The organism is Eubacteriales bacterium mix99, assembly GCA_038396605.1.
Taxonomy (GTDB): domain Bacteria; phylum Bacillota; class Clostridia; order Caldicoprobacterales; family DTU083; genus UBA4874.
The window spans coordinates 1,480,927-1,495,917 of record CP121690.1 but is presented as its reverse complement, the minus strand read 5'-3'; the positions used below and the strand labels follow the sequence as shown (position 1 = coordinate 1,495,917).

The 14,991-nt window shown below is 47.5% G+C and carries 6 protein-coding genes; 1 reads left to right on the top strand and 5 read right to left on the bottom strand.

Annotated features, from left to right (window positions below; all coding sequences use genetic code 11):
• Positions 1–99: 99 nt before the first annotated feature.
• A complete protein-coding gene (locus QBE55_06370) occupies positions 100–1,764 on the bottom strand; it encodes an extracellular solute-binding protein (protein ID WZL79750.1) in 1,665 nt (554 codons plus the stop codon).
• Positions 1,765–2,180: 416 nt separating this feature from the next.
• Here QBE55_06370 and QBE55_06365 point away from each other — a divergent pair, with 416 nt between their 5' ends.
• Complete coding sequence (locus QBE55_06365; protein WZL79749.1) at positions 2,181–2,507, top strand: helix-turn-helix transcriptional regulator; 327 nt, start codon at positions 2,181–2,183, stop codon at positions 2,505–2,507.
• Positions 2,508–2,528: 21 nt separating this feature from the next.
• Here QBE55_06365 and QBE55_06360 read toward each other — a convergent pair whose 3' ends face one another.
• The 4 genes from QBE55_06360 to QBE55_06345 all read right to left on the bottom strand — a co-directional run bounded on the left by QBE55_06360 (position 2,529) and on the right by QBE55_06345 (position 14,876).
• The gene (locus tag QBE55_06360; protein WZL79748.1) at positions 2,529–3,668 is read right to left on the bottom strand and encodes a glycerate kinase; all 1,140 of its coding nucleotides are present in this window, start codon (positions 3,666–3,668) and stop codon (positions 2,529–2,531) included.
• 119 nt (positions 3,669–3,787) lie between these two features.
• A complete protein-coding gene (locus QBE55_06355; protein ID WZL79747.1) occupies positions 3,788–4,855 on the bottom strand; it encodes a lactonase family protein in 1,068 nt (355 codons plus the stop codon).
• 324 nt (positions 4,856–5,179) lie between these two features.
• On the bottom strand, positions 5,180–9,880 hold the full coding sequence (locus QBE55_06350; protein WZL79746.1) for a chitobiase/beta-hexosaminidase C-terminal domain-containing protein: 4,701 nt from the start codon (positions 9,878–9,880) through the stop codon (positions 5,180–5,182).
• Between the two features lie 265 nt (positions 9,881–10,145).
• Positions 10,146–14,876: an FN3 associated domain-containing protein gene (locus tag QBE55_06345; GenBank protein WZL79745.1), complete on the bottom strand. Its 4,731-nt coding sequence runs from the start codon at positions 14,874–14,876 to the stop codon at positions 10,146–10,148.
• Positions 14,877–14,991: the final 115 nt, after the last annotated feature.

Genomic DNA, 14,991 nt, shown 5'->3' with positions numbered 1-14,991 from the left:
CACCTCTTTGATTGATCAGCAGGGAAAGGCTGTCAGGCAGCCTCTCCCTGCTCTTTACTTTACAATGTGCGCTTGCAACAGTGTCAAATCTGCAGTTTCCTATCGTTCATTGTAACGTTTCAATGCCGTTTCATACAGCTCGCAGGCCCGGTCAATGCCAAATCCCCTGATGGTGGACTGGTAGGTGTCAAACTTTGAAAGAGGTTCGGTTCCGGTTATGAATTTAACCAGCATTTCATCGCGATAGGTATTGGCATCCGAGAGAATGGTAGCCGACTCCGCACCTTCCTCCGCGGTAAGGGTAACGGGCGGCAAATGCCAGTCGTCATGATTCTTTTGCTGCTCCTCCCAGACAACACGGAATTTTTCCAGGCGTTCTATGGAGCGACGCGGATTGGACCGATAATCACTCTTCAGATACGGACCGTTATGCCGCCGGAAAACCTCGCTCTTGATGTCCCAGTTGGGCGGCGCAAACTCTTCAAAATACTGCGGCATGCCCAGATCATTTTTCTCGTCATAGGTTTGTCCCTTTGGCCCGAAGTTCATGATATTGGCGCCTTCCACCGTATAGCCCCAATCCATCCACTTTACTGCAGCTTCCGGATTCTTGCAGTCCCTGGTCACCACAGTCCAGTACCCACGGTCCAGATTATTACGGTACGTCCAATGAATGTCATCGGATGAATCGCTTCGTTTCGGATAAGGCGCTCCCACAAACTGAATGCCTTCCGATTCCGTTTTTAAGGGAAGTGCGGTTCCATCCTGCATTTTGGCGGCCAGCTCGCCGCGCATATACTGGGATTCAGTTTCCTTGCCGTCACGGGTGGGAAAGTCCGAATCAATCAAGCCCTCTTTGTACCAATCATGCATAAGCTGCAGGTAATCCCTGAACTCAGGCTGTGCCGGACCCCACAGTACTTTATTGTCCTTTACATAGAACTCCGGTGCAATTCCGAAGGCTGTAACAAATACACCAGTGGAATTCTGGATGCCGGCTTTTTCAATCGCCATGACAACCTCCGGATGGTATTTCTCTTTCATCTGCGTCAGAGCTTCCGTCCAGTCGTCAATGGTTTCCGGAATCTCCAGATTCAGCTCTTTCAGCCAGTCCCCCCGAATAAATGGACCGCACCAGGGGTTCTCCCGGGTAATCGTCCAGTCATCACCCGGCAAATCCGAACAAACCATGCTGAAGCCCATCAGATTGCCTGTATCGGAATACACTTCCTTTTTCAATTCCGGATCAGAGTTGATGATCTTCATATAGTTTGGAGCATACTGCTCACAGAGTTCGTTGATATTCATATAAATGCCGTCCTGAATTGCCCGATCAATCCCGCCTTTATATTTCTCAGCCGTTTCAATGAGATCCGGCAGTTCGTCGGAGGCAATCATAATGGCAAATGTTTCACTCTCCTGCCCTTCCGGCGGGTGAATCCATTCAACCTTCACCCCCGTCTGCTTTTCCTTTTCCATATAAGCCAGGTTCTGGGAAAAGTCCTGAATCTCCTGCCTGGAAGTACCGCCAAATGGCACCCAATAGGACAGCTTGACCCCATCCAGATTCACCTCTTTCGGTGAGCCCGACTTATCGGCATTGGCACCTTTCTTATCGTCCGATTCCGATTTTTTAGGTGACGGAGACTCCGATGCAACATCCGAATCTCCGGAAGAACATGCGGAAAGTACAAAAGTTGCTATCAACAAACCACATAGAAACCAAATCAGTCCCTTGTTTGTTCCTTTCCTCTTATTTCTCATTGCCCTTTTCTCCTTTCCAAAGTCCAAATGACTATTGATCCGCCGATCTATAGAAAGCAGCTTTCTAAATGTAACAAGGACCTCCTTTCCATTATTTCCATGGTTTCGTTTCACAGCATTTATTTACGGCAAACAGACAGCTGACAGAAAACAGCTTGTCATACTACCATATTCAAATGCTATGCATACGCAAATGACAATATGACAATAGCCCCGCCTTTTACAGCTTTCATTGCACGCTTTTGAATTCAATAAAGATTTCCGGTTTACCATATGTTTCAGTTTTTCTTGATTTTTTGACATGTTTGAAGCATAATAAACAATGAAAGTTTATCATTTAAAGTAAGATGAGTATATGGGGATGGAGCAAGTGTTGCCTGGCAGTTTATTAGTCAATGACAAAAGGAGGTGATACTGTGAGCTATAATATTGGCTCACGGCTGCGCAAATACCGGAAAGCACAAAGCTTAAGCCAGAAGGAACTGGCCGAAAAGATCGGTGTCAGCAACAGCCGTGTGTCAAATTGGGAAAAGGGCATAAATCGCCCTGATGTGGATATCCTTGCCGACATCTGTACTGCTCTCAACGTGTCTCCAAGTGAATTGCTTGACGTCCATCTTTCACCAAATGACCTGAGCGATATGGAACGCAGGGTTATCATGGAATACCGAAGAAAGCCGGAACTTCAGCATGCAGTCAATATTCTTCTTGGAGTGGAGACAGGCAGGGATCCAAAAGCATAGAAATTTTCAGGTTTTGGATTTTCAGGTTTTGGACACACTTTTCATCAACCGCAGTATGTTATCCATCGTGAAAGCCAGGTTTTCCTCACTTTTGCAGCGGCTGGTCTCAAAAGCTTCCGGCATTCGGTTAATCGTAAAGACAGAGGATACTCCCAGGTTATATGCCGCATCAATACCTTCCTCCGCCCCGCCGACAATCACGGTAACCGGGACATTTTGCTTTTGGGCTCTCCCGGCTACCCCGATCACAACCTTTCCCCGGAGGCTCTGCCCATCCATTTTCCCTTCCCCGGTAAATACCATATCCGCATCTGAAATGACAGAATCGAAATGAACTGTATCCAGAACCGTTTCGATGCCCATCTGCAGCTTCGAACGAAAGAATGCGATCATTCCCGCTCCCATGGCGCCTGCTGCCCCGGCTCCCGGAGTCTCTCCCAAATCCTGATGGAGATCCCTTTTGATCACATCCGCCAGATGCCGAATTCCTTCCTCCAGCTGCGAAACCATTTGGGGGTCCGCACCTTTCTGCGGTCCAAACACATGAGAAGCCCCTGCTGGCCCGTACATCGGATTGTCAATGTCACACATCGTAATGATCTCAATGCCATCCAGAATTCCTGCCCGGCCGGACAGATCAATCCGCTCAATCTCCTTCAGGGTTCCGCCAACCGGAACGAATTCCTCATTTTCCGCATTGTAAAACTTCACGCCGACCGCAGCAGCAGCTCCGCAGCCACCATCATTTGTACTGCTGCCGCCAAGCCCGACAATGATCTTTCCGGCCCCTCTTTCTGCCGCATCCAGAATAAGCTGCCCAACTCCATAGGTAGTGGTTTTGCAGGGATCCTTCCGGCCTTCTGCCAGGGGCAGTCCTGCACAGGCAGCCATCTCAACCACCGCTGTCCTGCCATCCTGCAATAGTCCGTAAAAGGAATCCAACTCTTCAAAAAAGGGATTCTTTACCGAAACGGAAACCTTTTCTCCGCCCAATGCTTCCAGAAAACAATCGACGCTGCCTTCCCCGCCATCCGCCACAGGAATGGTGACGACTTCACAGTGCGGGAAATGTTCCCTTATTTTATCGCCTAAAATTCTGCATATTCCCACAGAGCTCAATGTCCCCTTAAAAGAATCGGGAATGATGACTGCTTTTCTCATGATCTTCTCCTTTCGTGATTCCACCGTTCCCTTCACAATCAGGAGCCTCGCTTATGACGCGGAAACCAGTGTGTCACGTCTCTGCCTGCAATCGGCTCCTCAACATCTGCCATTCTGGATCATGCCCGGCCGGAATTCTCCAAAATACATACCGGCATGGAAATTCCTTTGATTTCCCTGATGGGGACAATGGTACCGTCTTGTCCGGAGATACGATAAATGATCAGATTATCCGTATCCTGATTGGCACAAAACAAAAGAGAGCCGGTGTGATCCAGCAGGAAATCCCTGGGAGTCTTCCCATGTGTGGAAGTATTGCTGATGTGCGTCAGATCCCCGGTATCCTCGTCGATCCGAAACAGGGAAATGCTGTCTTCTCCCCGATTGGAGGTGTACAGATACCGGCCAGCCCGGTCAATCCGAATGGCAGCTGCCGTTGCATCCGGATTGGGAGCCGGCAAGGCATTTACAATCTGCAGAATGTCAAATCCCTTCTCTGCGGAATAAGACAATGCAATCACCTGAGAAGACAGTTCGGTCACCACATAGGCGATTTTCCCATTTGGATGAAACACCATATGTCTCGGACCACAGCCTGCCGGTAAGTGAAGGGTACGCTCGCTGTCCTTCTCCAGCTGTCCGGTTTCCCTGTTGAACCGATAAACCACCACCATGTCCAGTCCCAGATCACAGATACACAGATACTTCCCTTCCGAGGTCAGACAGGCAAAATGCGTATGGGCTCTTTCCTGGCGTACAGGATGGACTCCCTGCCCAAAATGCTGCCGCATACATGCCAGCTCCCCAACGCTGCCGTCCTTTCCCAAAGGATATACCTGCACCATCGCATCGGCGTACGATATTCCGAACAGCCAGGAACCGGAAACATCCATTAAAATATGACACAGTCCCCGCCCCGGAGCCTGTACCTCATTGATTTTTTTCAAATGTCCGGTCGATGGCTCGATCTTATAGGCAGCTACCCGCCCATTGCTGCCGTCTGTCGGTTCACAAGCGGCATACAGCACCGTCCGCTCCGGATTGAAGGCCAGATAAGTGGGGGACACTGCCTCTGCATAAAGCTCCGGATCGCTGAACTCCCCGGTCTCCGGGTTCCTTTTGATTCCGTAAATACCTTTGCTGGACTTATTCGTATAGGTTCCTATATAGAAAATAACAGGGCTCACTGACATTCCATCTCCTTTTTGATCTGATGCCTTTATTTCTGCCGGCATCTTCTGCGTCTGTTGCTGCGCTTCGTTTTCTTTATGCGGTCCGTTTATTTACACCGGAACTTTAAAACTCATGGTCGATTTTGCGTGCACCTGTCGTCGCATACTGAACAACTTACCTGTATCACTTCTCCATTTTTCCCTCTTTTCCTTTCTTTTGCCTCACTTTTCCCCTTGCCTGCCTCCACAAAAATACCACGGAAGCACCGGCATTTTCGGTTTATGCTGATACTCCGTGGTAAATTCAGAAATTAAAAACATATCGTACTATAAAGCGTATCATTTTGCCTGCAATACATCAATCCATTCCTGTGCTTTTGCATTGATGGCATCCAAAGCATCCTTTGTTATCAATCCCTGCTGCAGGACGGCAGGTGCTGAGATATAACTGCGCAAATCCTTCAAATAGTTCACAGCTTCCGCAAACTGCTTCTGGTCCACCATTGTCTGGATAATGGATACACGATAAAGAAGCTGATCTCCCAAATTGGAATTCAGCTGGCCATCTTCCATGTATCCTTGAATAATTTCTTCCATTTCAGGTGTTTCCGGCGGATTGTTTGTTCCTTCAGCAAGCACCAGATCCCCATATTGAGCCATATCCTTCGTGATACCAACACCACTCATATATTGAACAAATCCTTTTCGCTCACCAATTCCCTGCTCATTGGGATCACTGTCATTGACCAACAGGGAGAAACCCAGATCCACATTTTCACCAATCCCATTCGGATCAGGTACCAAATCGCTCCATGGGATGGAAGCCTCATAGGAAGTGATCGTTCCTTTCCGTACCACCGAAAACCCGGCATCCGGCATGGTGAGATCATCGCCGGCAGAAGAAGCCCACTTCCAGTGATAGACGGCATTGTCCTGTGAATTGAGGGCAAAGCCAATCTCATCATTGGTATGATAGTAACCGGGAGCTATGCTCCGCCCGGGATCCAGGCAAAACTGCACACTGTCTCCGCTCCAGATACCGCTGCCTTTGTCTGTCTGAACATGGCTGTCATCCATAACGTTCATTGCCAGATAAAGATTGTCCTTGTCCCATTTGAGATATCCGGTCGCGCTGATATCCTCCGGGCCACCCCATTGCCCACCGTTCAGTGGAACATAGCTTGCCTTGTCATTCGCGGTAAATGGCATGGCATCTTCCCACTCCTCAGGACTGAGGGTACCATCCACTTTAATTGGACATTCCGCCTTGGCAGCTGCCAGAAAACTGATCTTTTTCTCAAGGACGGTTGGCTTCTGGCCTTCCTGTGTAATTTCAACTTTTACAGTATACAGTTTTGGACCGGGGTTGTCCGGCACGTCGAACAAAATGGAATTCTCTTTGCCGGCAGGAATGTCAAAATCAATGACGTCATTATTGCTATTCCACTTCGCCGGTTCGAGCAATCGTGCAGAGCCTTTCATTTCTTTTGATGCTGTATTGTTTTGAATATTCAGAGCTACCTTCCATTTTCTCCAATCACCATTCGTTACAGATGGGATCAGCCTGTATTCCATCTGGCTGATAACACGAATCGGCAGCGTCAGGGATCCATACACAACATTCTCCGAAACCGGATGGATGTTGATGGAATACGTTCCACTTTTCGTTCCCTCGGGCACTTCAATTCGTAAAACATCCGTATCTCGGCCGGATGGAAAGGTAGTATCTTTTGCAGTCCATTCTTCCGGCAATGTGACCTGATACTCTCCGGACAGCTTCTGAGCACTGTCAGAGCGGTGAATGAAAACAGTAAACTCGTTTCCTGCTACAACGTCCTCCTTCAACGGATCAATGGAAAACGCAGAATCCGCAGGCGCCAGTGAATCGGCAAAAGTTCCTTCCAGATAAATCGGTTGATCGGTCAGCGTAATGGTAAGAGTACCGTCCACCGTTGCCGCATTCCGGCTGTTTCCAAACATATCTGAAAGCTGAAGCGGCCGATCGCCCAATGTAATTCCAACATTTTTAGCAGTTCCATTGGACCAGAGAATCAAAATATCCTGTCCATTGTTTTTCTTCTTGAAGAGATAAGCATAGACGCCATCCCCCAAATCACACTTTCTTACAAAATCTGTATCGGAGACCTTACTGGTAAATGCGCTGAGTGCGGCATAATTTTCTTTTGCCGACCATGGCACCGGGTCCTTCGGAAGAAAGCTGCGTATCAGGCCAAAATTGTTTTCATTGTAAGTTTCATCGATCCCATCATTTTGCAGATCATACCAGAAGATATGTTCCACCTTATCGGGATTGGCCAATGCCCAGGTATACAAACGTACGGCATAAGCACCCGAAGTCGCCTCGGACACCCCACTGATTCCTGTATGTGTCGGCCAGCCGATCTCCGTAATCCAAATGGGCTTGGCAGGATGGTCTCCAAAAATCTGGTTTGCTTGCTCTATGCTCCCCATTACGTTTCCACTTTCCGGACTGCTGGGATAAACATACGGATGCAGGGAAACCGCATCCACCGCCTCATAAGCTCCCGGGTAGTCAATCATCTGCTGCAGCCAGCTGATATCAGCACCTGCTGTGCATCCGCCAACGATATAGGCGTCCGGCACGACCTCTTTAATTGCCTTGCTGGCAGCTACCATCATCTTACTGTATTGTTTGGCAGTCAACTTTCCATCGGTACCCATTCCGCCATTCCATTCGTTCCAGATCTCAAAATATTTTATCCGGCCTTCAAAGTGCTTTGCAATGACGGCACAGTAATTGGAGTAGCCTGCTATCGCCTCATCGGTAATCGGTCCACCACCCCCGTATAAATCATTTCCATAATCGAGAATCAGTAATGGCTCCAGGCAACTGGCTATGGCAGTATCGATATATTCATCCCATTCCGGCAGTACTTTTACCTGCCCCTTGGTCGTTTCTGCTGCACTCCAGCTCATCTCATCCCGTATCCATTTGATCCCGGCCTGCGCAGCAATCGGGAAATTCTTATCCGGATCCCCCTTGGACTGATTAAAATGAGTACAAGCTCCAACCATATCAGAAAGATTGTTTCGTTGTGCAAGTACACGACTGAAAGGATACTCCCCGGATAAAATCGTTTTGTCATCTGCACCATGAACGATCAGTTGGAGGGTATAGGTACCATAGTCATGAATATCTGATAAGTCAATTGGAGAATGAACTGTTTGCTGTGACGGAATGGTAACGGAAAAATCCTGTGACAACAGCGAACTTCCATGGCTATTCCGCACAGTATAGGATAACTGAAGATTCTGGTTTTCCTGTGTTCTGTTCGAAAGTTGAAGCCCCAGTTCACAGGGCTCTTCATTGCAAAAAATATTTCCGCTTTTGCTTCCTGCAAGTTCAACAGATATGGGAGCCGGAGGTGTTTGCTTCACCGTAACACTGGCAAAGGCAACATCGGCACTGCTGAATCCCATATTTTCTCCCCACACGCCGATGCGAAAATCCGCACCGTTTGTTCCGTTGTTCAACAGAACATTATCCAAATGGAATGTGTGGGACTTCCATTCGTCGGTATTCTCCAACTGAACGGGCGCAGTTACAAAAGAATTGGAATGCTCATATTGTACAACAAAACGGCCTTCCCCCTGATCAAGATATTCGACCGTTATATCGTAATTGGCAGACTCCTTCGGTGTGAAGCCATCACCAATGTCACACATTATATACAGCCCGCTATGATCCTCCACTTTGCTGACCCAGCAGGATCGCCCTTCCAAAGTGGTTCGACGGAAATGATCCCCGACGACATCTCCCACGCACCAGGCATCCATTCCGTCTCCGGTTCCATTCTGGCCATCAAACTGAAAGCTTACCGACGGCAAGTAATACTGGAAGGTCTGAACGAGGCTTCGCTGATTATCCTTTACAGCATAGGCCTTAATGGTTGTGGCCCGGCTGAGAACAATCGGCGCATTATCGCTATATTCTGCCCTGGTGTCCGAAGTCGCCGGATCCGAACCGTCCGTTGTATAGTAAATGGAAGCTCCATTCTCATCACATTCCAGTTTCACTTCTGTGCCGGACTCCACAACCCCTTCCGGTACATCAGCCGTTACATTTTGCAGTAAGTCGGGCTTTTGCAGAGCCACCCGGCTGATGGAAACAGGCGTCTTACTGAAATCACTTCCCGGAACCCATACTCCCAGGCGAAAAGAATAGTACTCCCCATTGAAGCTCTGCAGTTTGGCTTCCGGCAGAAAAAACGTATGGGTCTTCCAGGTATTGCTCCCGGAAAGAATGACCTTGTCCGATTCCTTGATATCATTATCCACAGCATCATACATCAGTGAAAAAAAGCCGTTTTGGGGAGAATCCCAATAGGTAACCTGAACCTGTAGGGGTGCAGCCTTACCACCAAGAAAATCCGGATCAACAGTACCCCGCAGATAAAACATATCCACATCGTCTTCATGCGTCATTGTCCAGCATTTGGTGCCGTCAATATCATTCACCAATGGTTCATGCGTTCCATGATCCCCCGCTGCCTCCATGACAAGCCCATCACTGATTTGTGTTTCCCCCAGAATTGCAGAGACTTCTTCGGGACTGTCAACAGACGTATCAGTTTCAACCGCTGCATCCTGATCGGCAGCATCCTCTTTATCATTGACGTTGTTTTTATCCGTATCCTTGATCGGTATCTTGTGAGATGTTTCGCTGGAATCCGCTTCCTTACCATCCGCAGAATGAAAACCTTTCGGATTTACTTCATCCTCCTTCGAAGTTTCTGCACCACATTTTGGAGCGTCTATATTTTCCTTTGGATTAGTCGTATCATCCTCCAAGATTAATGCATCTTCTGTTGAAGTTACATTATCCTTCTCCGAATCCATCACATCTTCTTTCGGAGGGATGCCATCTTCCCCGGAAGTTGTTGCGTTCTCCTTGGAAGCTGCCGCTGCCATGACAATTCCCGGATTGCTGCAGACAACAAGACTCCACATCAGTACAATCATTAAGGCAATGCTTAAGTATCGATTCATTTTTTTCATAACCACATTCTCCCCCATATTATTTGGATATCTCTCTCATTCTCACTCTTCATAGGTTTCATCATTAGATTCAAGGAGTGGATTACTTTTCCGTGTTATCCGGACATGCCGAATGCATAGAAACATAAGGTATGTCCGGAATCCGTTCACATCATTTCCTACGAGTCCTAACAAATCTAATCCCGATCAACGATCCGACTCTGTTGGTGACCACCACTTTAGCGGTAAACACATGCACATACAAACAGACTCGATAAAAAACATGTCATCTAACCTGCAGTACATCAATCCATTTCTGTGCTTTCGCATTGATGGCATCCAGTGCATCCTCCGTTATCAACCCCTGCTGCAGGACGGCAGGTGCTGAAATGTAGCTGCGTAAATCGTTCAAATAGTTCACAGCTTCCGCAAATTGCTTCTGATCCACCATCGTATGGATAATGGATACACGATACAGAAGCTGACTTCCCAAATTGGAATTTAGCTGGCCATCTTCCATATATCCTTCAATGATTTCTTCCATTTCAGGCATTTCGGGTGGATTGTTTCTCCCTTCCGCGAGCACAAGATCTCCATATTTGGTCATATCCTTCCCTGTCCCAACGCCGCTCATATACTGGATATAACCCTTACGGCCGCTGGTTCCTTCATCATTTAGATCATTGTCATTAACTAGTAAGGAGAAACCAAGGTCTGTATTTTCACCAATGCTATCCGGATCAGGCACCAGATCTCTCCATGGAATCGAAGCTTCATAAGAAGTAATCGTTCCTTTCCTTATAACCGAAAACTTCGCATCCGGCATAGTGAGATCATCACCGGTAGAAGAAGCCCATTTCCAGTGATAAACGGTATTGTCCCGTGAATTAAGGGCAAACCCAATCTCATCATTGGTATGATAATAACCGGGGGCTATGCTCCGCCCAGGATCCAGACAAAACTGCACACTGTCTCCGCTCCAGATGCCGCTGCCTTTATCTGTTTGAACATGGCTGTCATCTATAACATTCAAAGCCAGATAAAGATTGTCCAAATCCCACTTCAAATATCCCACAGCACTGAGATCCTCCGGGCCTCCCCACTTCTCTCCATTCAACGAAAAATAACTGGCATCCTCATCGGCAGTAAAGGGCATTGCATTTTTCCATTCACCGGGATCGATCTTCCCATCCACTTTGATCGGCTTCTCCGCTTTGGCGGCTGCCAGGAAGCTGACCTTTTTCTCAAGGATGGTTGTCTTCTGGCCCTCCTGCGCAATTTCAACCTTCACTGTATATAGTTTTTGTCCAGGATTGTCCGGCACATTAAAGAAGAGGGAATCCTCTTCACCGCCAGAAATGTCAAAGTCAGCGGCAGCATCATCGCTCCTCCATGCTGCCGGTTCAAGCAATCGTACAGTACCCTTTACATCGTTTGATATGGTATTGTTCCGGACATTCAAAGCTACTTTCCATTTGCTCCAGTCTCCAATATTTGCGGGTTGAGGAGTCAATGTATATTCCACCTGATCAATGATTCGTACCTGTAATTCCAGTGAGCCATATACAGAGTCTCCGGATACTGGACAAATATTGATGGAATACGTTCCGCCTTTTGTTCCACCAGGCACTTCAATCTGAAGAATATCCATATCCCTGCCGGATGAAAAATCAGCATCTTTTGTCTTCCATCCGCCTGGTAATGTAAGCTGATATTTTCCGGAAAGATTCTGCGCACTACCAAAACGATGAACGGTAACTGCCAACTCATTTCCCGCCACAATACCTTCTTCCAGCGGATCAACAGAAAACATAGGATCTGCAGGCGCCAGTGAATCGGCAAAATTTCCTTCCAGATAAATTGGCTGATCGGTCAGTGTAAGAACAAGAGTACCATCTATCGTTGCAGCTTTCCGGCTGTTTCCAAGCATATCCGAAAGCTGAAGAGGGTGATCCCCAACTGTAATCCCAATATTTGTTGTGGTTCCGTTAGCCCATAGAATCAGAACATCCTGCCCATCACTTTTTTTCTTAAAGAGATAAGCATAGGTATCATCACCCAGGTCACACTTCCTGACAAATTCTGCATCGGAAATCATACTGGTAAAAGCACTGAGTGCAGCATAATTCGCTTTTGCCGCCCATGGCACCGAATCATCCGGCAGCCAGCTGCGTATCAAGCCGAAATTATTTTCATTGTAAGTTTCATCGGTTCCATCATTTTGCAGGTCGTACCAGAAGATATGCTCCACCTTATCAGGATTGGCAAGTGCCCAAGTATACAACCGCACGGCATAAGCACCGGAAAGCGTCTCGGATACCCCACTGATTCCTGTATGTGTCGGCCATCCGATTTCGGAAAGCCAAATGGGTTTAGCGGCACGATTTCCGAAAATATGACTCAGCTGCTCTACACTTCCCGCTACATTTCCATTCTCAGGACTGCTGGGATAACAATACGGGTGCATGGAGATCGCGTCCACAGCTTCATAAGCCCCGGGGTAGTCAATCATCTGCTGCAGCCAGGCAATATCCGCACCTGCGGTCACGCCTCCTATGATGTAGGCATCCGGTACAACCTCTTTTATCGCCTTGCTGGCAGCTACCAGCATCCTGCTGTACTGATCCACTGTTCCGTTGGTGTCCATGCCGCCATTCCATTCATTCCATATCTCAAAGTGACGGACACGCCCTTCAAAATGCTTCGCAATGACAACGCAGTAATTGCAGAAAGCCGCAAGGGCTTCTTCCGTAACCGGCCCGCCGCCTCCATACAGATCGTTTCCAAAATCCAGCTCCGCCAAAGGCTTCAAACCATTGGCAATGGCAGTATCGATGTATTCATCCCATTCTGGCAGAATTTCCACCTGCCCTTTTACCTTTTCTGCATCTCCCCAGAACATTTCATCCCGGATCCATCCGATCCCTGCCTGTGCAGCAATTGGAAGATTTTTATCCCGGTCGCCTCTTCGGTGCCCAAAATGGGTCTGGGTGCCGATCATATCATTACCCCCTGAGGATTCAGACAGTATCCGGCTGAAAGGATACTCTCCGGACAAAATTGTTTTCCCATCTGCATCATGTACGTTCAATTGGATAATATAGGTACCATAATTGTGGATCTTTGACATATCAATTGGAAAATAAATCGTTTTTTGAGACGGAACGGAAATGTAAAAATCCTCTGAGAACAGTGAGTTGCCATTGCCATTCCATACCGTATAGGATACCTGGGCATCCTGACCTTTCTGAGCTTTATTGGAGAGCTGAAATTCCAAATCAAACGGTTCGTCGTTATAGAATATGTTTCCAGGCTTATCCCCTTTGCTGACAAACTGAACAGACAATGGGGATTTCCGAACAGCAACACTGGCAAAAGCAACATCTTCACTGCTGAGCCCCATATTGCCTCCCCATACACCAATACGAAAATCAGCGCCATTCAGCTCATTGTCAAACTGCACATCGTTCAAATGAAATGTATGGGTTTTCCATTCACCGGTATCGCCCAATCGAGCAGGCGGACAAACATAGGCATTGTCATAAGCATATTGAACAACAAAGCTTCCTCTTCCCTGATCAAAATATTCGACGGTTATGTCGTAACCAACTGCTTCATCTGATACAAAACCATCACCGATATTGCAGTTTATGAACAATGCGGATTTATCCTCTACCTTGCTGACCCAGCAGGGTTTTCCTCCCAAAGTGGTGCGAAGGAAATGATCCCCGCCAATGTCTCCTGCGCACCAGGCATCCATTCCGTCTCCGGTTCCATTCTGGCCATCAAACTGAAAGCTTACAGAAGGTAAATAATATTGGAAGGCATGGACAAGACTTCGTTGATCGTTTTTTACAGCATACGCCCTAATGGTCGTGGCCTGATGAAGAACAATTGGATTATTGTCACCGTATTCTGCCCTGGTGTCCGAATTCACCGGATCCGAACCGTCCGTTGTATAGTAAATGGCAACTCCATCCTCATCACATTCCAGTTTTACTTCTGTACCAGGATCTACGATTCCTTCCGGCACATCAGTCGCTACACCCGGCAGTAAGGTAGGCTTCTGCAGAGCCACCCGGCTGATGGAAACGGGTGTGTCACTGAATCCGCTTCCCGGCACCCAGATTCCCAGACGAAAAGAAAAGTATTGTCCACTGAAACTCTGCAGTTTGGCTTGCGGCAGAAAAAACGTGTGGGTCTTCCAGGTATTGCTTCCGGAAAGGGTGACCTTGTCCGATTCCTTGATATCATTATCCACAGCATCATACATCAGTGAAAAAAAGCCGTTTTGGGGAGAATCCCAATAGGTAACCTGAACCTGCATGGGTTCAGCCTTACCACCAAGAAAATCCGGATCAACAGTACCCCGCAGATAAAACATATCCACATCGTCTTCATGCGTCATTGTCCAGCATTTGGTGCCGTCAATATCATTCACCAATGGTTCATGCGTTCCATGATCCCCCGCTGCCTCCATGACAAGCCCATCACTGATTTGTGTTTCCCCCAGAATTGCAGAGACTTCTTCGGGACTGTCAACAGACGTATCAGTTTCAACCGCCGCATCCTGACCGGCAGTAGTATTCTCACCTGTGACATTATTTTCACTGTTGACATCATTTTTATCGGTATCTCTGGCCGGTGTCTTGAGAGGAACTCCGCCAGAATCCCCTTCCTTATTGTCCTCATTATCCTCCGCAGAATGAGAGCCTTCCGGATTTACTATATCTCCTTTGGGATTCGACACATCATCTTTTGGAGCGACCATATCTTCCTTCGGATTAGTCTTATCATCCTCTGGAGTTGTTGCATCTTCTGTTGAAGTTTCATGATTCTCCTTTGAATCCGTCACATCTCCTTTTGAAGGGATTCCATCCTTCTCGGGAGTCGTCACGTTCTCCCTGGAAGCTGCCGATGCCATAACAATTCCAGGACTGCTGCAGACAACAAGGCTCCACGCCAGCACGATCATTAAAACAACACTCAGGTATCGATGGACTTTTTTTATTTTCATAAGTATCCTCCTCGTCTTCTTTTGTACTTATTTGCTTTTTTCAAAGTTTTTTCCGAAGATTATACGATGAATGAGATCCGCTTACCCTATGTACTTGCCGGAATTATTTATACTT